The organism is Bacillus sp. GW823-FHT06A11, from assembly GCF_058795355.1.
The window spans coordinates 172181-196360 of record NZ_JBXAHS010000004.1 but is presented as its reverse complement, the minus strand read 5'-3'; the positions used below and the strand labels follow the sequence as shown (position 1 = coordinate 196360).

General features: G+C 38.1%; 29 protein-coding genes. 3 read left to right on the top strand and 26 right to left on the bottom strand.

Going from position 1 to position 24180, the window contains the following annotated elements; genetic code table 11:
• Positions 1-19: 19 nt before the first annotated feature.
• From atpB to AC1Q8L_RS20165, 10 genes are all read right to left on the bottom strand, one after another.
• The gene (atpB, locus tag AC1Q8L_RS20210; RefSeq protein ID WP_000399870.1) at positions 20-739 is read right to left on the bottom strand and encodes a F0F1 ATP synthase subunit A; all 720 of its coding nucleotides are present in this window, start codon (positions 737-739) and stop codon (positions 20-22) included.
• Between the two features lie 7 nt (positions 740-746).
• Positions 747-1139 carry an ATP synthase subunit I gene (locus AC1Q8L_RS20205; RefSeq protein ID WP_000567600.1) on the bottom strand — a complete coding sequence of 131 codons (393 nt, stop codon included), beginning with the start codon at positions 1137-1139 and terminating at the stop codon, positions 747-749.
• Positions 1139-1363 (bottom strand): AtpZ/AtpI family protein, encoded by a 225-nt coding sequence (locus AC1Q8L_RS20200; RefSeq protein WP_001171223.1) that lies wholly within the window; start codon positions 1361-1363, stop codon positions 1139-1141. Before AC1Q8L_RS20200 ends, AC1Q8L_RS20205 begins: the two co-directional genes overlap by 1 nt.
• A 26-nt stretch (positions 1364-1389) precedes the next feature.
• Positions 1390-1503 (bottom strand): DUF4024 domain-containing protein, encoded by a 114-nt coding sequence (locus AC1Q8L_RS20195; RefSeq protein ID WP_000232962.1) that lies wholly within the window; start codon positions 1501-1503, stop codon positions 1390-1392.
• A gap of 378 nt (positions 1504-1881) precedes the next feature.
• Positions 1882-2511: a uracil phosphoribosyltransferase gene (gene upp / locus AC1Q8L_RS20190; RefSeq protein WP_000517539.1), complete on the bottom strand. Its 630-nt coding sequence runs from the start codon at positions 2509-2511 to the stop codon at positions 1882-1884.
• A gap of 272 nt (positions 2512-2783) precedes the next feature.
• A complete protein-coding gene (gene glyA / locus AC1Q8L_RS20185) occupies positions 2784-4025 on the bottom strand; it encodes a serine hydroxymethyltransferase (protein WP_000349806.1) in 1242 nt (413 codons plus the stop codon).
• Positions 4026-4278: 253 nt separating this feature from the next.
• Positions 4279-4851, bottom strand: coding sequence for a TIGR01440 family protein (locus tag AC1Q8L_RS20180; protein ID WP_000136377.1), 573 nt, complete (start codon positions 4849-4851; stop codon positions 4279-4281).
• 66 nt (positions 4852-4917) lie between these two features.
• Positions 4918-5361 (bottom strand): ribose 5-phosphate isomerase B, encoded by a 444-nt coding sequence (gene rpiB / locus AC1Q8L_RS20175; RefSeq protein ID WP_000869539.1) that lies wholly within the window; start codon positions 5359-5361, stop codon positions 4918-4920.
• Between the two features lie 96 nt (positions 5362-5457).
• Positions 5458-5898, bottom strand: a complete 441-nt coding sequence (locus AC1Q8L_RS20170) for a low molecular weight protein arginine phosphatase (protein WP_000832375.1) — start codon at positions 5896-5898, stop codon at positions 5458-5460.
• Positions 5899-6140: 242 nt separating this feature from the next.
• A complete protein-coding gene (locus AC1Q8L_RS20165) occupies positions 6141-6638 on the bottom strand; it encodes a PTS sugar transporter subunit IIA (protein WP_000473666.1) in 498 nt (165 codons plus the stop codon).
• Between the two features lie 387 nt (positions 6639-7025).
• Between AC1Q8L_RS20165 and AC1Q8L_RS20160 the strand changes: the two genes are divergently transcribed.
• Both AC1Q8L_RS20160 and AC1Q8L_RS20155 read left to right on the top strand, forming a co-directional pair.
• Complete coding sequence (locus AC1Q8L_RS20160; RefSeq protein ID WP_000968616.1) at positions 7026-7412, top strand: DoxX family protein; 387 nt, start codon at positions 7026-7028, stop codon at positions 7410-7412.
• 158 nt (positions 7413-7570) lie between these two features.
• Positions 7571-8182 carry a flavin reductase family protein gene (locus AC1Q8L_RS20155; RefSeq protein ID WP_000949046.1) on the top strand — a complete coding sequence of 204 codons (612 nt, stop codon included), beginning with the start codon at positions 7571-7573 and terminating at the stop codon, positions 8180-8182.
• Between the two features lie 327 nt (positions 8183-8509).
• Here the strand turns inward: AC1Q8L_RS20155 and AC1Q8L_RS20150 are convergent, their stop codons facing one another.
• From AC1Q8L_RS20150 to spo0F, 15 genes are all read right to left on the bottom strand, one after another.
• Positions 8510-8788 (bottom strand): DUF3935 domain-containing protein, encoded by a 279-nt coding sequence (locus tag AC1Q8L_RS20150; protein ID WP_000197475.1) that lies wholly within the window; start codon positions 8786-8788, stop codon positions 8510-8512.
• A 79-nt stretch (positions 8789-8867) separates the two neighbouring features.
• Complete coding sequence (locus AC1Q8L_RS20145) at positions 8868-8999, bottom strand: hypothetical protein (protein WP_001037634.1); 132 nt, start codon at positions 8997-8999, stop codon at positions 8868-8870.
• Positions 9000-9018: 19 nt separating this feature from the next.
• Positions 9019-9567, bottom strand: coding sequence for a manganese efflux pump MntP (locus AC1Q8L_RS20140; protein WP_000142477.1), 549 nt, complete (start codon positions 9565-9567; stop codon positions 9019-9021).
• A gap of 77 nt (positions 9568-9644) precedes the next feature.
• A complete protein-coding gene (locus AC1Q8L_RS20135; RefSeq protein WP_000557352.1) occupies positions 9645-10685 on the bottom strand; it encodes an L-threonylcarbamoyladenylate synthase in 1041 nt (346 codons plus the stop codon).
• Between the two features lie 108 nt (positions 10686-10793).
• Positions 10794-11252, bottom strand: a complete 459-nt coding sequence (locus tag AC1Q8L_RS20130) for a GNAT family N-acetyltransferase (RefSeq protein ID WP_000758437.1) — start codon at positions 11250-11252, stop codon at positions 10794-10796.
• Between the two features lie 49 nt (positions 11253-11301).
• A complete protein-coding gene (spoIIR, locus tag AC1Q8L_RS20125) occupies positions 11302-12165 on the bottom strand; it encodes a stage II sporulation protein R (RefSeq protein WP_000745068.1) in 864 nt (287 codons plus the stop codon).
• 112 nt (positions 12166-12277) lie between these two features.
• Positions 12278-13129, bottom strand: a complete 852-nt coding sequence (gene prmC, locus AC1Q8L_RS20120; protein WP_001267024.1) for a peptide chain release factor N(5)-glutamine methyltransferase — start codon at positions 13127-13129, stop codon at positions 12278-12280.
• Entirely contained in the window at positions 13129-14196 is a 1068-nt protein-coding gene (prfA, locus tag AC1Q8L_RS20115) for a peptide chain release factor 1 (protein WP_000887066.1), read from the bottom strand. Before prfA ends, prmC begins: the two co-directional genes overlap by 1 nt.
• A gap of 266 nt (positions 14197-14462) precedes the next feature.
• Positions 14463-15050, bottom strand: a complete 588-nt coding sequence (locus AC1Q8L_RS20110) for a thymidine kinase (RefSeq protein ID WP_000280851.1) — start codon at positions 15048-15050, stop codon at positions 14463-14465.
• Positions 15051-15158: 108 nt separating this feature from the next.
• On the bottom strand, positions 15159-15404 hold the full coding sequence (locus AC1Q8L_RS20105; protein WP_000643435.1) for a type B 50S ribosomal protein L31: 246 nt from the start codon (positions 15402-15404) through the stop codon (positions 15159-15161).
• A 503-nt stretch (positions 15405-15907) separates the two neighbouring features.
• Positions 15908-17179, bottom strand: a complete 1272-nt coding sequence (gene rho / locus AC1Q8L_RS20100; RefSeq protein ID WP_001053903.1) for a transcription termination factor Rho — start codon at positions 17177-17179, stop codon at positions 15908-15910.
• A 272-nt stretch (positions 17180-17451) separates the two neighbouring features.
• Positions 17452-18417, bottom strand: a complete 966-nt coding sequence (gene glpX / locus AC1Q8L_RS20095; protein WP_000442336.1) for a class II fructose-bisphosphatase — start codon at positions 18415-18417, stop codon at positions 17452-17454.
• A gap of 116 nt (positions 18418-18533) precedes the next feature.
• Positions 18534-19823: a UDP-N-acetylglucosamine 1-carboxyvinyltransferase gene (murA, locus tag AC1Q8L_RS20090; protein ID WP_000413248.1), complete on the bottom strand. Its 1290-nt coding sequence runs from the start codon at positions 19821-19823 to the stop codon at positions 18534-18536.
• A 332-nt stretch (positions 19824-20155) separates the two neighbouring features.
• The gene (locus tag AC1Q8L_RS20085) at positions 20156-21013 is read right to left on the bottom strand and encodes a class II fructose-bisphosphate aldolase (protein ID WP_001131852.1); all 858 of its coding nucleotides are present in this window, start codon (positions 21011-21013) and stop codon (positions 20156-20158) included.
• A gap of 211 nt (positions 21014-21224) precedes the next feature.
• Complete coding sequence (gene spo0F / locus AC1Q8L_RS20080; protein ID WP_000398593.1) at positions 21225-21593, bottom strand: sporulation initiation phosphotransferase Spo0F; 369 nt, start codon at positions 21591-21593, stop codon at positions 21225-21227.
• A gap of 201 nt (positions 21594-21794) precedes the next feature.
• Between spo0F and AC1Q8L_RS20075 the strand changes: the two genes are divergently transcribed.
• On the top strand, positions 21795-22319 hold the full coding sequence (locus tag AC1Q8L_RS20075; RefSeq protein WP_000912413.1) for a DUF2529 domain-containing protein: 525 nt from the start codon (positions 21795-21797) through the stop codon (positions 22317-22319).
• Between the two features lie 31 nt (positions 22320-22350).
• On the opposite strand, the gene pyrG is transcribed toward AC1Q8L_RS20075, so the two are convergent.
• Positions 22351-23958: a CTP synthase gene (gene pyrG, locus AC1Q8L_RS20070; protein ID WP_000170447.1), complete on the bottom strand. Its 1608-nt coding sequence runs from the start codon at positions 23956-23958 to the stop codon at positions 22351-22353.
• Positions 23959-24180 lie beyond the last annotated feature (222 nt).

The following is a 24180-nucleotide window of genomic DNA, read 5'->3' as shown; positions in this document are numbered from 1 at the left end:
TTTTCTTACTTAAATTATATTAATGGTCATGACTTACTTTATGAGCCATATAAACCATCGTTAACATAACGAAAATAAATGCTTGGATTGATCCAACGAATACACTGAATCCCATCCATGCTAACATTGGTACAAGCGCACCTAATGCTCCAAGGAATGATGCCCCGCCTAACTTAGCAAGTAATCCTAATAAGATCTCACCTGCATAAATGTTACCGAATAAACGAAGACCTAACGTTAATGTGTTAGCAAACTCCTCAATAACCTTTAATGGGAATAAGAATTTCATAGGTTGGAAATAACCTTTAACATACTCTTTCGTACCCTTCATCTTAATTCCATAATAATGGGTGAGGGTAACTACCATCACGGCTAATGTTAATGTAACTGCTGGATCAGACGTTGGTGACCTCCACCATGCAATATGTTCGCCAGCTTCAGTTGCTGAATACATGAATGGTAAACCAAGGAAGTTCGATACGATGATAAACATGATAAGCGTAACGCCAAGCGTTAAGAAACGTCCACCTGTTTTCCAGTCCATCGTACTATTGATAATCCCTTTCACGAAGTCAAACACCCATTCCATGAAGTTTTGCATCCCGGTTGGGCGAAGGGCTAAGCTGCGAGTTCCGATAACAGCGATTAAGAAAACAATAACTGCTGCTACAGTAACCATCATAACTGATGACAAATCGAACGTTAAACCTAGAAATTCAACTAATTTACCGTGTTCCACTAGTAATTCACCTCTCTTCCCTGCTCTTATACTCTAAATAAAGAAAATCTATGATCATGACAAGGTATCCTGTCAGCAATCCTACACCTAAGCCCCACATCGCAATTAACTCTTGATATTTGGCTGCAAATAAAATTAATAACCCAATCGTGGCGAATCTTGAATATGTACTTACAGCTGTCGCCTTAAACTTCACGTTTTCTCCATTTGTTACGCGATCTAACAGCTTGTCTGTTCTACGTGCAATGATGCGCAAACTAAGAAAACTGAAAATCGTTCCGATAATCAGCCCAAGAAATACATCCTTGTAAGAGGTAAATCCCCATCCTAGCACTAGAAGCGCAAGCAAGTAGTACATATATTTCTTTTGTCTTTGGACAAGTCCATGTACGTCTATCATCATTGCTCTCCCGAATAGTAATGTCGAATGAGTCGAATCATTGCGTATACCCCTGTTCCTAACCCGAGTAATAACCCTATAATAAGAAACAATGGAAACGTTCCAACCTTATTATCAATCCACTGCCCACCAAAGATTCCAACAAGTATAGAACCGACTAACTGAGCAAGAATTCCTGACATTAAAGCATATGCTTTTATATGGCTGCGATCGTTTTTTTGCAAGGATTCATCCCTCCAATATGTAACCCTCATTCACGATGTGTTAATAATAACTCATTTTTTTGCATAAATCCTATACAAAACAAAAAGTTTACATTTTCGTCACGGAATAGATGTAATTTTGTCACTGAAAGCCCTACCATCTATCCCCGTTGTTAGCATACAATAGGGTATTAACAGTGTCAACGAGAAATCGTAAAAAATCTAAAAATTTGAGTATTAGGCATTTCCTCCCAAAAATGAAAACGTTCCCCTTCTAAATACTGGTTACATATATGCAATTTCTAACAGTTTTCTCTTTATAATAGAAGGAAATGTTCACAAGTTTGTCACTATTATATTTTCGAGATATAACGCTTTTCTTCCATAATATAGTGTTCCTCAGACGTAAGACTTCTATATTATATGTGATGTGTATGCAACTTATGTTGTATATACGATGTATATTTATCCTCCCCCTCCCCTACTTGTTTGCAGCAAAAAAAAACGAGCAGGGGAATCTCCCCTGCTCGTCAGTTGTCTTACTTCGTTCCGAATAAACGGTCACCAGCATCACCAAGACCTGGTACTACATATCCGTGGTCATTTAATTTCTCATCTAATGCTGCTACATAAATATCAACATCAGGATGTTCTTCTTGTACTACTTTTACCCCTTCTGGAGCTGCAACGATACACATTAATTTAATTTGTTTCGCACCGCGCTTTTTCAGAGAGTTAATTGCTTCAGCCGCAGAACCACCTGTTGCTAGCATCGGATCTAGTACGATAAAGTCGCGCTCTTCTACATCCGTTGGAAGTTTCACATAGTATTCTACCGGTTGCAATGTTTTAGGGTCACGGTATAAACCAACGTGTCCCACTTTTGCTGCTGGAATTAATTTCAGAATTCCATCAACCATTCCTAAACCTGCACGTAAAATCGGAATTAAACCAAGTTTTTTACCAGCGATCACTTTTGTTGTCGCTTTGCTTACAGGCGTTTCAATTTCGATGTCCTTAAGCGGAAGGTCGCGAGTAATTTCGAAAGCCATTAAGCTTGCTACTTCGTCCACTAATTCACGAAAATCTTTCGTACCTGTATTCTTATCGCGAATATATGTAATCTTATGTTGAATTAACGGGTGATCAAATACATACAGTTTTCCCATGTGAATCTCTCCTTTAGATGATATTCATGCGTTTGCACGCTTTTTTACACTATTTACGATTGTAAAGAAAACGCTACTAATATTCAAGGGCAAATTTGGCAAAATCATGATTTTACGATGAATCTATCTAGTATCTTTACCAATTATGGGAGCTGTATCCTTCATTATATCGCCAAAATTTATTCATCATTTGTATACATACTTTAAAAATAATATATGTCCACAAAAAAGACCGCCAAAACAATTAAGTCTCGGCAGTCTTCTTCAATCTATTATAGATTTGGATACATTGGGAATTTGCTAGTTAACGCTTCTACACGCTTACGTACTTCTTCTAATGCAGCTTCATTTTCATGATTTTTTAATGTATAAGCAATAAGTGACGCAATTTCATCCATTTCTTCTAAACCGAAACCACGAGATGTTACAGCTGCTGTACCGATACGTACACCACTTGTTACAAATGGGCTTGCTGTTTCAAATGGAATTGTATTTTTGTTCACTGTAATACCAACTTCATCTAATACGTGCTCTGCTACTTTACCTGTGATTTCTAAGTTACGAACATCAATCAAGATTAAGTGATTGTCTGTTCCGCCAGAAACAAGTGTAAGTCCTTCTTTTTGAAGACCTTCAGCTAAGCGGTTCGCATTGTTAATGATATTTTGTGCATATGTTTTGAAATCATCTTGAAGTGCTTCACCAAACGCAACAGCTTTTGCAGCGATTACGTGCATAAGTGGACCACCTTGAATACCAGGGAAGATTGATTTATCAATTTGTTTTGCAAATTGCTCTTCACATAAAATCATACCACCACGCGGGCCACGTAACGTTTTATGTGTTGTCGTTGTAACGAAATGTGCATGTGGTACTGGATTTGGATGTAAACCAGCAGCTACTAAACCAGCGATATGTGCCATATCAACCATTAAATAAGCGCCCACTTCATCTGCAATCTCACGGAATCGCTTGAAATCGATAACACGAGGGTATGCACTTGCACCTGCAACGATTAATTTTGGTTTATGTTCTTTCGCTTTTGCTAATACATCATCGTAATTAATACGGTGAGAGTCAGCATCCACGCCATATTCTACGAAATTATATTGTACTCCACTGAAGTTAACAGGGCTTCCGTGTGTTAAGTGACCACCATGAGATAAATTCATACCAAGTACTGTATCGCCTTGCTCTAAAATCGTGAAGTATACTGCCATGTTCGCTTGTGCACCAGAGTGTGGTTGAACATTTACGTGCTCTGCGCCGAAAATTTCTTTCACGCGATCACGTGCGATATCTTCTACTACGTCTACGTGTTCACAGCCACCATAATAACGTTTTCCAGGATATCCTTCAGCATACTTATTCGTTAAAACAGAACCTTGCGCCTCCATTACTGCTTCACTTACGAAGTTTTCCGAAGCAATTAACTCAATCTTCGAACGCTGTCTTCCTAGTTCTGCCTCAATTGCAGCAAATACCTTTTCATCTTGACGTTTTAAATGATCCACCAAAATCCCCCTTTTCTGAACGAATTACATCAATTCCCAACAGTTTTTTCTTATTTATTCAGAAAAAACGAAAATTCAGGTTGTAATTCTTTCGAACCTTCATGTTTTCAACTACATTCTAACATGACTTTCTATATCATAAAAGAAAAAAAAGACCGAAAATCGGTCTTTTCTTTCTTCTACTATAAAGTCAGACAACATACCTTTTATCTTATGATAAACAGCTACTATATGACTTCCTAATTTCTCATATTTAACTGCAAGTGGTAGTCTCTTCCGCCACCGCGTAAACAGCACGTGCTCCACCTATTAGTTTTCCACGTGTTTTGGCCATCGTTACATGTGCACTTCCAATTGCCTTCACACTTGTACGAACCGGAACAGCTACATGTTTTAAATGCATACCAATAAACGTATCACCAATATCCATTCCTGCATCTGCTTTAATAAACTCAACTACTACCGGATCTTTCAAATTGTGATACGCATATGTCCCCAATGCACCACCTGCTGATCTAACAGGCGTAACTGTTACAATTTCAAATTGATATTTTATCGCTACTTCTCTCTCAACCACTAAAGCACGGTTTAAATGCTCACAACATTGAAACGCTAATTCAATACCTGTTTGCTCTTGAAATTGTTTTAACTCAGAAAAAATCGCCTCTGCTACTTCCATCGTTCCTGATGTTCCAATTCTTTCGCCTAGCACTTCACTCGTGCTACAACCCACTACAAAAATTTGACCGCTTTGTAATGAAGCTTGTTCTTGGAAATCAGAAAGCGACATTTGTAGCTGTTCTCTTACCTTTACGATTTCTGTCATTACGCCTCTTCCTTTCACAGGTTGGTTCACCAAATTATATTTCACACTACTGATAGTTAGAATGTATTACTTTGTTTCGTATGTTTTAATTTTTCCTACGCGGTTTTCGTGACGACCACCTTCATAGTCAGTTGTTAACCAGATTTTCGCGATATCACGCGCTAGACCAGCACCAATTACACGCTCGCCCATTGCTAGCATGTTAGTGTCATTATGCTCTCTCGTTGCTTTCGCGCTGAAAGTATCATGAACTAACGCACAACGGATACCATTTACTTTGTTTGCTGCGATTGACATACCAATGCCTGTCCCACAAACTAAAATACCACGATCCACTTCACCATTCGCTACCATTTCAGCTGCTGGAAACGCAAAGTCAGGGTAATCAACAGAACCAGCTTCACATTCACAACCTAAATCAACATATTCAATATTTAACTCTTCTAATAAATTTACAAGTTCTTTGCGGATATTCATACCGCCGTGATCAGATGCTATTACTACTTTCATTTTTACCCCTCCAAAGTTTCAATCAATTATCTTCATTTCACACTCGCTACCTCAATAGGACGAAGTGATCTCCAATATCGTATTATACACGAAACATCAACCTACCGAATGTTTTTTCAGTAAAGTTTGTACAAGTTTTTCCATCTCATCTAACGTTTCTTTATAAATAGAAAGCGAGCCTCCAAATGGATCTGAAATGTCCTTGCCTATACCTTCAGTTAATCCATATAACGTATTCAATTTCTTTTCAACACTCGGATAATGCCCAAGTACAATTTGTTTATGATTTTCTGTCATCGTTACGACAATATCAGCCCAATCAAGCAAAGTTTCGTTTACTTGCTGCGCGGTATGGTCAATTGAAATCCCTTTTTCAGCTAAAGCTTCCTTCGCATGTACCGATGCATCGCTCCCAGGATAGGCGAAAACACCGGCAGATTGTACTTCAAACCTATCTCCTCCGTGATGACGAAGCAACGCCTCAGCCATTGGACTACGACATGTATTGCCAGTACAAACAAATAATACTCGTTTCATCCAAACCCACCCCTATATTCGATTTCTTACCACTCATCATAACTTACATTAGAATAGAACAAAAGAAATGTGAATATACAAAAGGCGCATTTCTCTTATATTTTTTCTAAGAAAAATGCGCCTTATCCACATATATGTGAAACCCTATTTCCAAGTGCCCAGAGTATTTTAACATACCTACTGAATATGCAACAAAAATAAGGAATCCATTTCATACGAAACGGATTCCTCTTATACAGCAATTATTTCATTGTAACTTTCATTACTTCTGTTGAACCTTTTGTAGCTGTTACGCCTACAGTTGTCTTAATAGACTCAGCTGCATCTGTGTTTGTAATAACGATTGGAGTAATTGTGCTTTTCGCTTTTTCACGGATTAATTCTAAGTCGAATGAGATTAATTTATCTCCAGCTTTTACAGCTTGGCCTTCAGAAACGTGAGCTTCGAAACCTTCGCCTTCCATTTTTACAGTTTCTAATCCAACGTGGATTAAAATTTCTGTGCCATTTTTCGCTTTAATTCCGATAGCATGTTTTGTGTGGAATAATTGTACGATTTCACCATCAACTGGAGATACAACTACACCTTCAGTAGGATCGATTGCAACACCGTCACCCATCATACGACCAGCGAATACTGGATCTGGTACTTCTTCAATATTTTTCACTGCTCCAGTTAATGGAGCTACGATTGTTTCTTCATTTGTTTTTGAACCAAGACCGAATAATTTTTTAAACATAGGATAGTCCTCCTTATAATTTACCTAAAAGTTTATAGGGCAATCCCTAGTAAAGCTCGGGATACATGTAAGACTTCATACTTCGAATATTATACTGTAAAAACGCTTTCGAAATAAATTACGTCATTACTAATAGACTCTTATTGTAGCGCTTCACAAAATTCCAGTCAATTCTGATTGTCTGAATAACAATAAGAAGTTAACTTCTATTTATATTTTCTCTTTTTTTGCCCAACTTGTCTAGAGGTCTTTACTACATTTTATTTTTTGTTGTTAATTTGTAAAATTTAATTCAAACTTTTTTCAAAATCCGCTTGACTAAAGTAAGTAACTATTTTATCATTACTTACGTAAGGTAAGTTAATAACTTTTAGGAGGTTTTTAAAAATGATGGATTTCGGTCTACTTATTATTCGTCTTATTATAGGAATTACATTCATGGGTCATGGCGCTCAAAAATTATTTGGTTGGTTCGGCGGTTACGGTTTAAAAGGAACAGGTGGCTGGATGGAGTCAATCGGTTTACGCCCTGGTGTATTTATGGCATTTATGGCTGGCGCAACTGAATTACTAGGTGGTTTCTTATTCGCATCAGGTATTTTCATTGTAGTTGGTTCATTATTTATCGTTGGAACAATGTTAATGGCTATCTTCACTGTTCACGGAAAAAATGGTTACTGGGTAACACAAAATGGATATGAATATAACTTAATGTTAATCGCTGTTGCTGTTGGTGTAGCTTTAATCGGACCTGGCGCATACGTTTTACTTTAATTTTTATCTCAGATTTGAGATTCTTGAAAAAGAACTTACTTCATTACAATTGAAGTAAGTTCTTTTTATGAAACAAAATATTATTTCCAGCAGGATTTTCTCATCGTTATCTTGTAAACAAACAATAAGTATTCATATTTAGAAAGGGGATTACAAGCATGTTATCCATTAATCCAAATGAACAAACTGAAAAAGATAATTACAAATTACTTACTGGAAGTATCATCCCTCGCCCTGTCGCATTCGTTACTTCTTTAACAAAAGACGGTGTATTAAACGGCGCACCATATAGTTATTTTAATATTGTCGCTGCTAATCCACCACTTATCTCAGTATCTGTACAACGAAAAGCCGGAGAAAGAAAGGACACTTCCCGAAACGCAATTGAAAAAGGTGAATTTGTCGTACATATTTCTGACGAATCATATGTAGCAGCAATTAATGAAACAGCAGCTAATCTCCCGCCAAATGAAAGTGAAATTGAACTAGCAAAACTAACACCAATTGAAAGTGAAGTCATCTCCGTTCCAGGTGTAAAAGAAGCAAATATTCGAATGGAATGCGTATTAGAACGTGCAATTCCACTTGGTGGAACAGAAGACTCACCAGCTTGTGATCTACTAATTGGACGCGTCGTTCGTTTCCACGTTGCCGAACATCTATATGAAAAAGGGCGCATTCACGCAGAAGGACTCAAACCAATAAGCCGCCTAGCAGGACACAACTATGCAAAATTAGGAGAACAATTTGAATTAGTTAGGCCAGTTTAAAAGCGAAAGCGGCTCGCTCAGAATCGCAGGGCATTGGAGCTCTCGACCTTGAAGCGCTTTTTGCTTCATGCGAGAGAGCGAAATGACCGGAGATTCTAGCCGCTGAAGCTGGATAATATTTAAAAGCGGAAGCGGCTCGCTCAGAATGGGAGGGGGATGGAGCTTCTGACGTAGAGGCACTTTTTGCCTCGCAGGAAGACGCGAAGCCACCGACCATTCTAGCCGCTGGAACTGGATAATATCTAAAAGCGAAAGCGGCTCGCTCAGAATCGATTCCTGCCATCACTCAAACATAAAAATCCCCTGCTTTTTAGCAGGGGATTTTTATCATTGTAATTCTTCCTTCTTTTCCTCTAAAGTAGGCAGTTTTTCTTTTTTCGGTTTCCCTAGCTTCATTACGAAGAAGTATAGGGAAAGCAGTGTAATAAGAAAAACAATTAAAAACGGGTACGGAGAGTAAAAGGCACGCGCCGCCTCAGTCTTTCCTGCAACAAATTTCAATGACTCAATATCTAAAAACTCAGCAAACATTTGTACACCGAGCATACTAAACCAAAAAACAAAAAAACTAATAATAATACCGAAAACTTGCTTCAATCTCGTCATTCATCTCATCCTTTCTATATCTGTAATTTTTAGTGCAATAAATATAGTACAAACAAAATATTCACAGAAAGGAACTATCTCACCATTCACGAATTAACTTAATCCAACCTAACATCGAAATTTGCAAAATAATACCCCAAATTATAAGTCTTCTTAGCCATCGAGGAAAGAAGGTTAAAAACTTAACATACCATTCCAATAGCTTGTTCATAATTCCCTCCTACATAAAATTATATAGGAAAAAGGATATATAATCCAAATCCAACCAAAATGATGCCACCTACTATCTCGCCATATGTACCGAGCATATCTTTCGCATGTCTACCAATTAATAGACCAATCCATGCTAATAACATGCTAACAAATCCAAAAAGTAATATCGTAATGATTGTTTGTGCCCCATAAATACCAAGACTAAGCCCTACTGAGAAACTATCTATACTAACGCCAAATGCAAATACGAATAAGCTAATTCCAATAGGGGCAGTTCTAGTCTCTTCATTTTGTAAAATGGTCGAATATACGATATAAAAACCTAGTCCGATTAATAAAATAGCACCCGCAAAATGTGCAATCTCTCCATACTTCTCTGATAAAAAACGACCTAGTACCATCCCTATAAACGGCATAATAATATGAAATATCCCTATCGTCATACCAATATACAGGATTTGTCTTAACTTTAGGGGCATCATCCCCATACCAAGACTCACCGAGAACGCATCCATCCCTAAGGCGAATGCCATAATTATTAAAGGTATTAGCTGTTCAAACGTCATTCATGCCCCTCCTTGGACGTGCTACTTCACAATATGCTTATCCAAGGAGAAATATTCTGTTTGCTAATCGTACCTTATCATTCAATAATAATATGATGTCCTGCCGCTTTTGTTAAACGATTCATAATAGCATTTCCTATTCCTTCATTAGGGAACGACTCACTAAAAATAACATCCACTTCACTTGCATCAAATGTTCTAAGTACATCATATAATTTAGTCGCAACGCTAGCTAAGTCACTTCGAACACCACAAGATAATATAACATCTGCGCTATATACATGCTGATACTCTTCCGTCGTTAATACGCCTACTTTAAATCCTTCTTCCTTTTTCTCATCTACAAGATGCTGAATAAACTCACGTGAGCCCTCAACAATACTAAGTGGTGCTTTCGGCGCATAATGTGTGTATTTCATTCCAGGTGATTTCGGTTTTTCCTTCTCATCCTTTAAAGCTGGATCTAAAGAAACGGTACCTATCACTGCTTCTAATTGTTCTTTCGTAATCCCACCTGGACGTAATATTGTTGGAACCGTGCTTGTACAATCAATTACAGTTGATTCAACGCCTACTCCAGTTGCACCACCATCAACAATACCTGCGATCTTCCCGTTCAAATCTTCATATACGTGAGAAGCTAGTGTTGGACTTGGACGCCCTGAACGATTCGCACTTGGTGCCGCAACAGGTACATTCGCCTCTTCAATAAGAGCAAGTGCAATTGGATGATCAGGCATTCTTACTCCAACCGTATTAAGTCCTGCGGTCACCTTCTCTGAAATCCCTTCTTTTCTCGGCAAAATAATTGTTAATGGCCCTGGCCAAAAATGCGCCATTAACTTCTCTGCAACTGGTGGAATTTCTTTCACAATGCCATCTAACTGAGATTTTGTACCTATGTGGACAATGAGTGGATTATCACTCGGTCTTCCTTTCGCTTCGAAAATTTTTGCGATTGCTTCATCATCCATCGCGTTTGCACCTAACCCATATACTGTTTCCGTAGGGAAAGCAACCGCCTCATTTTCTCTTAATAATTTTGCTGCTTCTTGTAACTGTGGATAATATTTTTTTCTTTCCACAACATTATCCACAACCCACATATTTGTATGCATTTTTTTCCACGTCCTTTTCTACCCTTAAATACTTGTCTATTTTTAGTTTACTATGAGATTTATCCAAAAGACAAACAAGGTTTATCCACAAAATGTGGATAAACCTAATTAATCCGTGGATAACTTTGTGAATAGCTGACAATTTAGTATTATTGCATTCTGCTCTTTTATATTTTTACAAAAATGTTCTAACTGTTGAATTCCCTCTGGAACCTCATCCTTTTCTATAGTAAAAAAGTCAAAGAACTGAAAGATTGGTACAGATTGTGGATGGTTTGTTAGTAAGTACAATTGTTGAACACTTTTTTCTTTCATATACTGCAAAAACATTTCAAAAAAATATAAGAAAGTCTGTTTATCCACATGAGGTGTGAATAAACAAGAACGAATAAGTACATCTTCCCCACTTTGTTCATAACCAATTACAGCTCGTATTTCTTCCGCCTCTTCCAAAATCATAAATTGTGCGTACAACTCATTTATTTTATCATCTTTTTTATTAGCTTGTCCGAAAAAAGAATGTAATCTTTCCACATCTGCCTTCGTAGCAAAATACACTTTCTTCATAATAAATCCCTCCTCATTTTTATATATGAGGAGGGATTTATTAATAGTACTATTTAGAGAATAAAGATGTAAAAGCTTCTACAATAAACAATTTAACTTCTGGCTTTTCTTCTTCCTCTTCTACTTTTACATACTCATTTTGCTTTTCTTGTTTTTTCTCCACAGGTTTCTCCACTTTTTCCACAGTTTTTGTTTCTTCTTTACTTACAGGCTGCTCTTCGACTTTTGTTTCATTTTTTACTACTTTCTTTTCAGAAGATGTTACTTTTTTTACTACTTCCTGTTTTACAACTTTCGTTTCTTTTACCTTATCCACTTTCTTCTCTTCTGTATTTACTACTTCCTCATCTAGTTGTTTCACCTGCTCCTCTTCAGGAGATTCCGCCTTCACAACGTGCTCTTCTTTTCTTACAGCTGTCCCACTCGAAAAATCTAAGAAACACATTGGTGGAAATAATACACACCACCAGTTCGCCCCTTCACCTTCTCCAATTGTAATCAATACCGCTTCATATTCTCCTGCTGGATAAATAAAATTCCCATATACCTTTGTAGGAAACTTTACATTCTTACTAAATTTCACTTGAAATGATTCTTTACTTCCTTCTCTTTTTAACGTATTTTCCACCGTTTTCTCGATTTCTGGAATATGACTTTGAATTACTTTGCGCGCCTCTTCAAATGAAGTTAAATCCGCTACCCATCCATCAATTTGTGCTTTTACTTCATCACGCACTTTACGCTTTAATGCCTGGTCTTTATCTGAATCACTATTTGCTAAAATTCGTAATCGAACGGCCTCTTTCGGAATAACTGAAGGCCCTTTTGCATCAGCTTTCATATATCCAAACTGCACAAGTAACTGTGCACCAATTAATAATATAAGAAGATAAGCAATAACTTGTTTTTTCATTTCCTCCACCGTCCCCTCTACAAACAGTGTGGACAGACTTTCATATTTCTAAACTATTAAATTCAAAATCTATATGAATTTTCCCACAAAAAAATGGAGTAAGGTGTGAACCTTACTCCATCTCTGCAAATACCATACGGTCTTTTCCGTTAATATCGAAAACAACCTCAACATGGGCATGTGGAAAAGCTTGTTGTAACAATCTTTTTACATCCTCACCTTGTCCTACTCCAATTTCAAACGCTACAATTGCTTTCTCCTGCAACACATTCGGCAATTCTTCCATAAAACGGCGATAAAAATCTAATCCGTCTTCTCCACCAACAAGCGCTCTCTTCGGTTCATGCTCTTTCACAACAGGAGAAAGACCACGCCAATCCTCTTCCGGTATATATGGAGGATTTGAAACAACAACATCTAGCTTTTGACCCGTTTTATGAAATGGTGACAATAAATCACCGTGATAGAACGTTACTTCTGCACCTAAAGCTTTTGCATTTTCTTTTGCAACTTCAATCGACTCTTGTGCAATATCTACTGTATATACGTGGAGATTTTTATTTTCTAAAGCAAGCGTAATAGAAATCGCTCCACTACCTGTGCCTATATCTGCTACATGTAGTTCCTTGTCGCCAAAATGGCGCTCAATTCTTTCTAATACTCCTACTATAAGCTCTTCTGTTTCCGGTCTTGGTATTAATACTTCTTCATTCACAAAGAACGACCGGCCATAAAACATTTCATAACCAATCATATATTGAATAGGAATACCTTCTACATGCTTGTGGATAAACTCCGTAAAGCTTGCCTCTTGTTCCTCATTTATTTCTTCACGCATATTCATAAGTAATCCTGTTCTGTTCATCTTTAATACATGACAAAGGACAATTTCTCCCGCATTTTCATCTCGTCCATTTTCCTGTAAAAAAGAAGAAGCCCATTTCAGGGCTTCATAGACACGCATTACTCAGCTGCCTCCATCCTTTGAGCCTGATCTTCCATCACTAAGGCATTGATGAAATCATCTAACTTACCTTGTAAGATTTGATCTAGCTTTTGAATCGTTAAACCGATTCGATGGTCTGTAACACGGTTTTGCGGGAAGTTATACGTACGAATACGCTCTGAACGATCACCCGTACCAACAGCTTGTTTACGGTTTTGATCATATTCAGCTTGTGCTTCTTGTCTAAACTTATCATAAACACGTGCGCGTAATACTTTCATCGCTTTTTCTTTATTCTTAATTTGTGATTTCTCATCCTGACAAGATACAACTACACCAGTCGGTAAATGCGTTAAACGTACCGCTGACATCGTTGTATTAACACTTTGTCCACCAGGACCACTAGAAGCGAATGTATCAACACGAACATCTTTCTCGTGAATGTCGATTTCTACTTCCTCTGCCTCTGGTAATACAGCTACAGTTGCTGTAGATGTATGAATACGTCCACCAGATTCCGTTTCAGGAACACGTTGTACACGGTGAGCACCATTCTCGAATTTCAGCTTCGCGAAAGCACCTTTACCGTTAATCATAAAGATAATCTCTTTATATCCACCTAACTCTGTATAGCTAGCCTCGATAATCTCCGTTTTCCAGCCCTGTACCTCAGCGTAACGGCTATACATACGGTATAAGTCACCAGCAAATAAAGCGGCCTCGTCGCCACCAGCAGCCCCACGAACCTCAACGATAACGTTCTTATCATCATTAGGGTCCTTTGGAACTAGTAAAATTTTCAGACGTTCTGATAACGTTTTTTCTTGTGATTCTAACTCAGAAACCTCTTCTTTTACCATGTCACGCATTTCTGCGTCTAACTTCTCTTCTAACATTGCTTTCGCATCTTTTAATTGCTCACGAACATCCTTATACTCACGATACACCTCTACCGTTTCCTGTATATCAGACTGTTCCTTTGAATATTCACGAAGTTTATTTGTATCGCTAATAACCTCTGGGTCACTTAACAATTCATTTAACTTCTCATAACGATTTTCTACAGCTTGCAAACGATCTAACACATCATTCACCTCTACATCCTAGTATCTAATACAAATAGTATATGGTACTTACTCAAAAAAACGCAAATTATATTTAAAAGTGGCGGTGGCTCTTTCAGCTCTGACCAGCTAAGGTTCTTTCGACCTAAAGGTGCTTTTTACCTTTTGGGCGGAAGGTTCTTAGATGCGAAGAGCTAGCCACCAGAACTAGATATATTTAAAAGCGTAAGCGGCTCACACCACCCACACTCTCTATTCTGAAAAAAACCCGCCTTGCGCAGCGAGTTTTACTTATCTTTGTTTGTAGGAACTGCATGACAATGACGACAGCGTGGCTCATACGATTCTGAAGCCCCAACTAAAATAATCGGATCATCAAATGCCGCTGGTTCTCCATCAATTAATCGTTGTGTACGACTTGCCGGAGATCCACATGCAGAACATACTGCTTGTAGCTTTGTTACATGTTCAGCAATCGCCATCAGCTGAGGAACTTGTCCAAATGGTAGACCACGGAAATCTTGGTCTAAACCAGCTACAATGACACGATAGCCACGATTTGCCAATACTTGCACCACTTCCACAATGTCCCCATCAAAGAATTGTACCTCATCGATTGCAATTACATCCATATCTTCAGTGATATGTTCAAATATATCTTTTGAAGCTGAAACAGGAACTGCTTTTACCTTTAATCCGTTATGTGATACAACGTCTTCTTCACTATAGCGATTATCAATACATGGTTTAAATACAATTGCATGTTGTTTCGCAAATTGCGTACGGCGCACACGGCGGATTAACTCTTCTGATTTACCAGAAAACATACTACCGCAAATCACTTCAATCCAGCCATTTTGATTTATTAAGTACATGAAGCTCTCCTTTCATCTACTTTTTAGTTAAAAGTAGGGTAAAGGTATAATATTTTCACAAAAAAAACAGACAAGCGAATACATACACTTGCCTGTTTTATGTTTTTATTACTTGATACCGTATTTCTTATTGAAGCGATCAACGCGTCCGTCTGCAGTAGCAAACTTCTGACGTCCAGTGTAGAATGGGTGAGAATCAGAACTGATCTCAACTTTTAGTAATGGATAAGTGTTACCATCTTCCCACTCAACAGTTTCGCTAGAGCCTTTAGTAGACCCGCTTAAGAATTTGAAGCCTGTGTTTGTGTCCATGAATACAACTTTCTTGTAATCTGGGTGAATTCCTGCTTTCATTCTTTTCATCTCCTTCCGCCCTGAATCATTTTCGAAACAGAGTTTTTCATCTTCAGCTGCATACACAACTATATTGATGAAACACATATGATGAAATTATAACAAGGCTAACTTCATTTTGCAACTACCTGTTTTTGTCTTTTGAAATTAAAAGTGTAGACGGCTCGTTTAGCTCTGACCAGCTAAGGTTCTTTCGCCCTAAAGGTGCTTTTTACCTGTCGGGCGGAAGGTTCTTAGATGTGAAGAGCTAGCCACCGGAACTGGATATCACTTAAAAATCCAGGACACTTCACACCCTCTCACTTGAGGCGCTTTTTGCCTCATGGAAAGACGCGAAGCCACCTACCATTCTAGCCGCTGGAGCTAGATATCACCTTAAAGTGGAGGCGGTTCGTTCTGCTCTGACCAGCTAAGGTTCTCCCACTTATTTCTCTCTTTAATATCACCTAAAAGGCATAAAAAACTCGCTTACTATAAAATAAGCGAGTCCCAATCTTTTCCCTTTACTTAGTTGTTACATATCTTTTCGAGTCTGCAACAATGTTTTGTAAAAATTCTTCGTTTGTCTTCGTTTGACGAAGCTTACGTAAGAAACTTTCAACAAAGTCTGGTGTATCACGCATTGTTTTACGAATGCCCCATAACTTGTCTAAATGCTCTTTTGGAATTAATAGATCTTCTTTACGTGTACCAGAACGACGAATATCAATCGCTGGGAAGATACGACGTTCAGCTAACGAACGATCTAAGTGAAGTTCCATATTTCCAGTTCCTTTAAATTCCTCGTAAATAACATCGTCCATACGAGATCCTGTATCAACAAGGGCTGTTGCTAAAATCGTTAAGCTACCGCCTTCTTCAATATTACGTGCCGCTCCAAAGAAACGCTTCGGTCTATGGAAAGCCGCTGGGTCGATACCACCCGATAATGTTCTACCACTTGGCGGAATAACGAGGTTGTAAGCTCGCGCTAAACGGGTAATACTATCCATTAAAATGATAACATCTTTTTTGTGCTCTACAAGACGCATTGCACGTTCTAACACAAGTTCAGCTACTTTAATATGATTTTCTGGTACTTCATCAAAAGTAGAACTTACAACGTCGCCCTTAACAGAACGTTCAATGTCTGTTACTTCCTCTGGACGCTCATCAATTAAAAGCACAATTAATTCTGCTTCTGGATGATTTGTTGTAACACTGTGTGCAATTTCTTTTAATAGACTTGTTTTACCAGCCTTTGGAGGCGCAACAATTAAACCACGTTGTCCAAATCCAACTGGTGCGATTAAATCCATGATACGTGTCGGTAACTTTTTCGGTTCCGTTTCCAATTTCATTTGGCGATCTGGGTATAATGGTGTTAATGCAGGGAAATGCACACGCTCTTTTGCTGAATCTGGATCATCTCCGTTTACAGCTTCAACTTGTAATAACCCAAAATAGCGTTCATTTTCTTTCGGAGGTCGTACTTTACCAGAAACTTTGTCTCCATTACGTAAATCGAAACGACGAATTTGCGAAGCTGAGATATAAATATCTTCTGAGCTTGGAGAATAGTTGATAGGACGTAGGAATCCAAATCCTTCTGATTGAATAATTTCTAATACGCCTTCCATGAAAAAGAAACCTTCTTTTTCTGCTCGAGCTTTCAAAATAGAAAAGATTAACTCTTTTTTCGTTAACTTGCTATAATACGAAATCTTAAATTCTTTCGCAAGCTCGTATAACTCTTTTAATTTCATGTTTTCTAATGCTGCAATTGACAAATTCATTCAGACACCACACTTTAACGTTATTCTCTTTTTTCATGGGTAAAGGGAAAAAATACGGAAGGCAAATAATTAATAATGAAAGGCAATAAGTTCAAGTAGGGTAATATTCACTATTGTAACCCTTTTATCTAGTTTTAATCAATACGTTGGAACACAAATACAAGAAGCGAAGACAAGAAAATTTGTCTTCGCTTCTTATTTAATTTAGTTCCGGCTCCGATAGTTAAAAAGATCGACCATTTTAACCTTTCTGAACGAGCCGCTTCCACCTTTTACTTAATAACCAAGTTCGGTTTTTTATTTAAGCTATGACGACCATCTACAAAGCGAACTGTACCTGATTTTGCACGCATAACAAGAGATTGTGTTGTTCCTACGCTACCTTTAAATTGAACACCACGTAATAGTTCACCATCTGTTACACCTGTTGCTGCAAAGATTGCATCGTCACCTTTTACTAAGTCCTCCATACGAAGGATACGATTAATGTCTTCTATGCCCATTTTTTTACAACGTGCTAATTCAGCTTCGTTTTGTGGCAATAGTTTTCCGTGAATTTCTCCACCTAAACATTTTAAAGCAACTGCTGCTAATACACCTTCAGGTGCTCCACCAGATCCAAATAAAATATCTACACCTGTACGGTCAAACGCTGTATTAATTGCTCCAGCTACATCTCCATCGTTAATTAATTTAATACGAGCACCAGCTTTACGAATTTCTTCGATAATTGCTTGGTGACGTGGACGGTTTAAAACTGTTGCTACAACATCTTCAATGTCTTTATTTTTCGCTTTCGCAACTGCACGTAAGTTATCAATAATAGGCGCATCAATGTCGACTGCCCCAACTGCTTCTGGGCCAACCGCGATTTTATCCATGTACATGTCAGGAGCATGTAACAAATTACCGTGGTCTGCAATTGCAATAACAGCAAGAGCATTCCAGCCACCAGCTGCTACGATGTTTGTCCCTTCTAAAGGATCAACCGCAACGTCTACACGTGGTCCATATCCTGTACCTAATTTCTCTCCGATATATAGCATTGGTGCTTCATCCATCTCACCTTCACCAATTACGACTGTACCTTTCATCGGAATTGTATCAAATACATCACGCATAGCTGATGTTGCTGCACCGTCTGCCTCATCCTTTTTCCCGCGCCCCATCCAACGCGCTGATGATAATGCTGCAGCCTCTGTTACACGTACTAACTCCATAGATAAACTTCTTTCCACAATAATCCCTCTCCTTTAAGTCTTTATATTTCTGCCGTATTTTGTGAACCGTGTTTTTCTATAAAGTGTACTTCCGCAAGTAGTGATGCTTCGCTTCCCCCTTACGGAAGTATCACTTATGCGTTCTTCATCTCTTCAATTTCTTGTTTTGTCATTTGTTCTCGCCAAATGTTTGCTCCAAGCCCTTTAAGCTTGTCCACTATATTCTCATAACCTCGATCAATATGCTCAAGTCCTGTTACTTCTGTAATTCCATCTGCCATTAACCCTGCAATAACAAGTGCTGCTCCCGCTCGTAAATCACTCGCCTTCACTTTTGCACCTTGCAGTAACACAGGACCAGTTACAATTGCCGAACGACCTTCTACTTTAATTTGAGCATTCATACGACGTAATTCATCAATGTGTTTGAAACGGGCACCGTAAATTGTATCTGTTACAACTCCCGTCCCGTGCGCCTTTGTTAAAAGCGTCGTAAACGGCTGTTGTAAATCTGTTGGAAAACCTGGATATACAAGCGTTTTGATATCAACTACTTTTAACTTTCTATTACCGTTCACTGTAATTTGATCATCATTCGTTTCAACTTGAACACCAGCTTCTCTTAGCTTAGCAGTAACTGATTCTAAATGCTGAGGAATAACGTTATCAACCGTTACTTCTCCTCCTGATGCAGCTCCTAGAATCATATACGTACCAGCTTCAATACGATCTGGGATGATAGTATGGTGACAACCATGTAAAGAGTCCACACCATCTATTCGGATTACATCTGTACCAGCACCTTTAATACGTGCTCCCATGCTTGTTAACAATGTAGCTACATCAATAATCTCGGGCTCTTTCGCTGCATTTTCAATAACAGTTCTACCTTTTGCTCGTACAGCTGCTAGCATAATATTAATCGTAGCCCCCACACTAACAACATCTAAATAAATACGTGCTCCATGTAGTTCATCTGCTCTTAAATAGATGGCACCTTGTTCATTTGTAACATGTGCACCTAGCGCTTCAAACCCTTTAATATGCTGATCAATCGGCCTCGGTCCTAAGTGACATCCACCCGGAAGCCCAATAACAGCTTTTTTAAAACGGCCAAGCATCGCACCCATTAAATAATAAGAAGCGCGCAATTTTTTCACTTTTCCATTTGGCAAAGGCATTGCAACCATGTTAGAAGGATCGACTACCATCTCTTCCTCCTGTCCATAAGTTACTTTCCCTCCAATTTCCTCTAGTAAGTCGCCTAACATTTTCACGTCCGAAATATTAGGGACACCACCAATAGTTACTGGAGTATCTGCTAAAATTGTCGCTGGAATTAATGCAACAGCACTGTTCTTTGCACCGCTTACTCGAATTGTTCCATTTAAAGCTCTTCCGCCTTCAATTAGCAATTTTTCCATATTGAGCTCCCTTCTTGTGAATGTATTTACTTTCTATCTTTTTATAGAAAGCTCCCCTTAAGAATCTCAATTACTCTTTCCATCCCAAAACTCAATAAATAGGAAACCATTATCTTCATTCCTCCTGTAGCACGAATAGATAAAGATCAACTATTCATCGAATTCACTTTATCAATTTAGATACGTTATCACATTTATTAATAGGACTATGCACATTATTTTCTATTTAAAAACCAAAAATGATAAAATCTTTCGACTTGTTCACGCTTTCATTATACAACGAAAGGAAACCGTCTAAAAGACTAGACGGTTTCCAAAACGGAATTTTATTCTTACGCTTTACCGTTAGAACCGAACTCACGCATTTTACCAGCAACAGTTGCTTTAATAGCGTCGCGGCCAGGTCCAATAAATTTACGAGGATCGTAAACTTCTTGGTCTTTGTTTAATACTTCACGAACAGCTTTTGTAAACTCGATTTGGTTCTCAGTGTTTACGTTGATTTTTGAAGTACCTAAAGAGATAGCTTTTACGATATCAGCAGTTGGGATACCAGTACCACCGTGTAATACTAAAGGTACGCCAGTGAAGTCACGAACTTGTTCCATTTCAGCGAATCCTAAGTTAGGCTCACCTTTGTAAGGACCGTGTACAGAACCTAAAGCTGGAGCTAGGCAATCGATACCTGTTGCTTCAACAAGGTGTTTACACTCTGCAGGATCAGCGTAAATTACGCCTTCAGCGATTACGTCGTCTTCTTGTCCGCCAACTGTCCCAAGCTCAGCTTCAACAGATACGTTACGAGCGTGTGCGTATTCTACTACTTTTTTAGTAGTTTCAACGTTTTCTTCGAATGGGTGGTGAGAAGCGTCGATCATTACAGATGTGAAACCTGCATCGATTGCTTCTTTACATTTTTCAAAGCTTGAACCATGGTCAAGGTGAATCGCTACAGGAACAGTGATGTTCATTTCTTCGATTAAAGCTTTAACCATAGCTACAACTGTTTTGAAACCAGTCATATGACGAGCTGCACCCTCAGATACACCTAGGATTACAGGAGATTTTTCTTCTTCCGCAGCAGCTAAGATAGCTTGAGTCCACTCTAAGTTGTTCATGTTGAATTGACCAACTGCGTATTTTCCTTCTAGTGCTTTGTTTAGCATTTCTTTCATAGAAACTAAAGGCATGGTGAATCCTCCTAAAAAACGTTTTTTGTATCCGATAAATTCTTATCGCTGGTAGTATGACCAGGATAAGGTAAATTATGTATATTTACCTACCGGACTTTTTTCTACACTCAATAGGATAACAACTTGTACTCAAAAACTCAACTGTATTCACCTGCTCAATAGTCCATGTAAACGCTTTTTTCCATATTTTTTATAAAAAATTCATTTTTTACGCCTCTACAGCAAGTTGCTCTCTCACAGCTTGACGAATTTCATCAATATCAAATGGTTTAGCAAAATGCATTAAAGCACCTAAATCTTTTGCTTCTTGAATCATATCAAGCTCTCCATAAGCAGTCATTAAAATGACTTTAATACTCTCATCAATTTCTTTTACATGCTTTAAAATCTCTATACCATCCATGCCTGGAATTTTCATATCTAACACTACTAAATCTGGATTATCTTTTTTCACGATATCTAAAGCTTGAAATCCATTCGCTGCTTGGAATGTCTGATAACCTTCTTTTTGGAACACTTCATGTAATAACACACGAATCCCATATTGATCATCAACAATTAAAATTTTACCTTCCATAATTCCCAACCTTTCTGTGTAAGTACAAGATTTAAAGCTTCTTATATCTTAACGATTTATTTTCGCTATTCTTTGGCAAATTCCTTCCTATTCTTTCTTATTTTACCGTTTCCTATTTTGTTATGCTACCCTACGATTTCACCTTTCTAAAAAAATAAACTATAATGAAAGCCGGCAAACACGTACGAAGGGAGTAACATTATGTTAAAAATTTTTTCAACTCAATTAAGTGGTTATTTCTCCAGAGTTTCTCAAAAAGAGGAAATGAATATAGAAGATAGCGCTCGTTTACTTGCTCAAGCACTAGTTGGCGATGGTTTCATTTATTTATATGGTACAAATGAAATGGAGGGCGTTGTTGCCGAAGCACTATTCGGTGCTGAACCAATGAAGCAAGCAAAACGCTTATTTGAAAATGGTAAAGAAGCAGAAGTAACCTCTGCAGATCGTGTACTTCTTATTAGCCGTTTTTCAACAGATGAAGCGGTTGTAGAAATTGCAAAAAAACTACAAGAAGAGGGACACTCTATTGTCGGCATTTCTGCTCTTCAAGAAGGTACGGAATCACTGGAACAATATACAGACGTACATATTGATACAAAACTGTTAAAAGGTCTTATTCCAGACGATGAAGGTAATCGCTACGGGTTCCCAAGCTTAATAGTAGCTTTATTTGCTTATCACGGAATCAAATTTACAATTGATGAAATGTTAAATGAATATTAAAAAAAGCGCCTTATTTCAGGCGCTTTTTTTATTACTTGCTCTCTTTATTCGTAATAGAAGCTCTTACGAAGTCATGGAACAATGGTTGTGGACGGTTTGGACGAGAAACAAGTTCTGGGTGGAACTGTGCCGCCACGAACCAAGGGTGGTCTTTTAATTCAATGATTTCAACTAGACGGCCGTCTGGGCTTGTACCAGAGAATACGAATCCTTCTTTTTCCATATCCGGACGGAACTGGTTGTTGAACTCATAACGATGACGATGACGCTCATATACAACCGGCTCATTATAAGCATTGTAAGCATTTGTTTCTTCAGCAAGCTTACATGGGTATAGACCAAGACGAAGTGTACCACCTAAGTCCTCTACATCTTTTTGTTCTGGTAATAAGTCAATGATTGCATATGGCGTATCAGGATTGATTTCAGAAGAGTTAGCACCTTCTAAACCTAATACGTTACGTGCAAATTCGATTGATGCAAGTTGCATACCTAAGCAAATTCCTAAGAATGGAACTTTGTTTTCACGAGCATATTGAATCGCAACGATTTTACCTTCTACACCACGATCGCCGAAGCCACCTGGTACAAGGATACCATCTGTATCGCCAACTAATTCTTTTACGTTTTCTGCTGTTACGTGCTCAGCATTTACCCATTTTACTTCTACATCTGTGTCGAATGAGTAACCAGCATGACGAAGTGCTTCTACAACAGAAATATATGCATCTTGAAGTTCTACATATTTACCAACAAGAGCGATTTTTGTTTTCTTAGAAAGATTACGTACTTTGTTAACTAGCGCAGTCCACTCTGTCATATCTGCAGCTGGATTGTCTAATTTTAAGTGGTCACAAACGATTTGGTCCATGTTTTGTTCTTGAAGAGATAATGGAACCGCATATAAAGTATCTGCATCGCGAGCTTCGATAACTGCTTTTGTATCGATGTCACAGAATAATGCAAGCTTGTCTTTCATATCTTGAGAAACAGGAAGTTCTGTACGAACAACGATAATGTTTGGTTGAATACCTAAGCTACGAAGTTCTTTAACGCTATGTTGCGTTGGTTTTGTTTTCATTTCACCCGCTGCTTTTAAGTACGGGATTAACGTACAGTGAATGTACATTACATTGTCACGACCGATGTCGCTCTTAATTTGACGGATTGCTTCTAAGAATGGTAGAGACTCGATATCACCAACAGTTCCACCGATTTCTGTAATAACAACATCCGCATTTGTTTCACGGCCAGAACGATATACGCGCTCTTTAATTTCGTTAGTAATGTGAGGAATAACTTGAACTGTTCCTCCTAAATATTCACCGCGACGCTCTTTTTGAAGAACTGAAGAGTAAATTTTACCTGTTGTTACGTTGCTGTATTTGTTTAAGTTAATGTCGATAAAACGCTCATAGTGACCAAGGTCTAAGTCAGTTTCTGCGCCATCATCTGTTACGAATACCTCACCGTGTTGGTATGGGCTCATAGTCCCTGGGTCTACGTTAATGTATGGATCAAACTTTTGAATCGTTACATTTAAACCACGATTTTTTAAAAGTCTTCCAAGAGATGCTGCTGTAATACCTTTCCCTAAAGACGATACTACACCGCCTGTTACAAAAATATACTTAGTCATGAAAAAGCTCCCTTCTATTTTGCTGTTATATAATCACCGTTGCAAAGCGCAACGTATGTAGATAACACTGTATCCATCTTATTGTTAGACTCTTTTTATTTTCTAAACAAAAAACAAAAAAGAAAATTGCTCCCCTCATCACATAAAGTAATAAGTAGGGAGCAATTTTCTTTTATATTTACACTTTAAAAGTATTATCGTCCTTTTTTAAAGAGCCCAAAA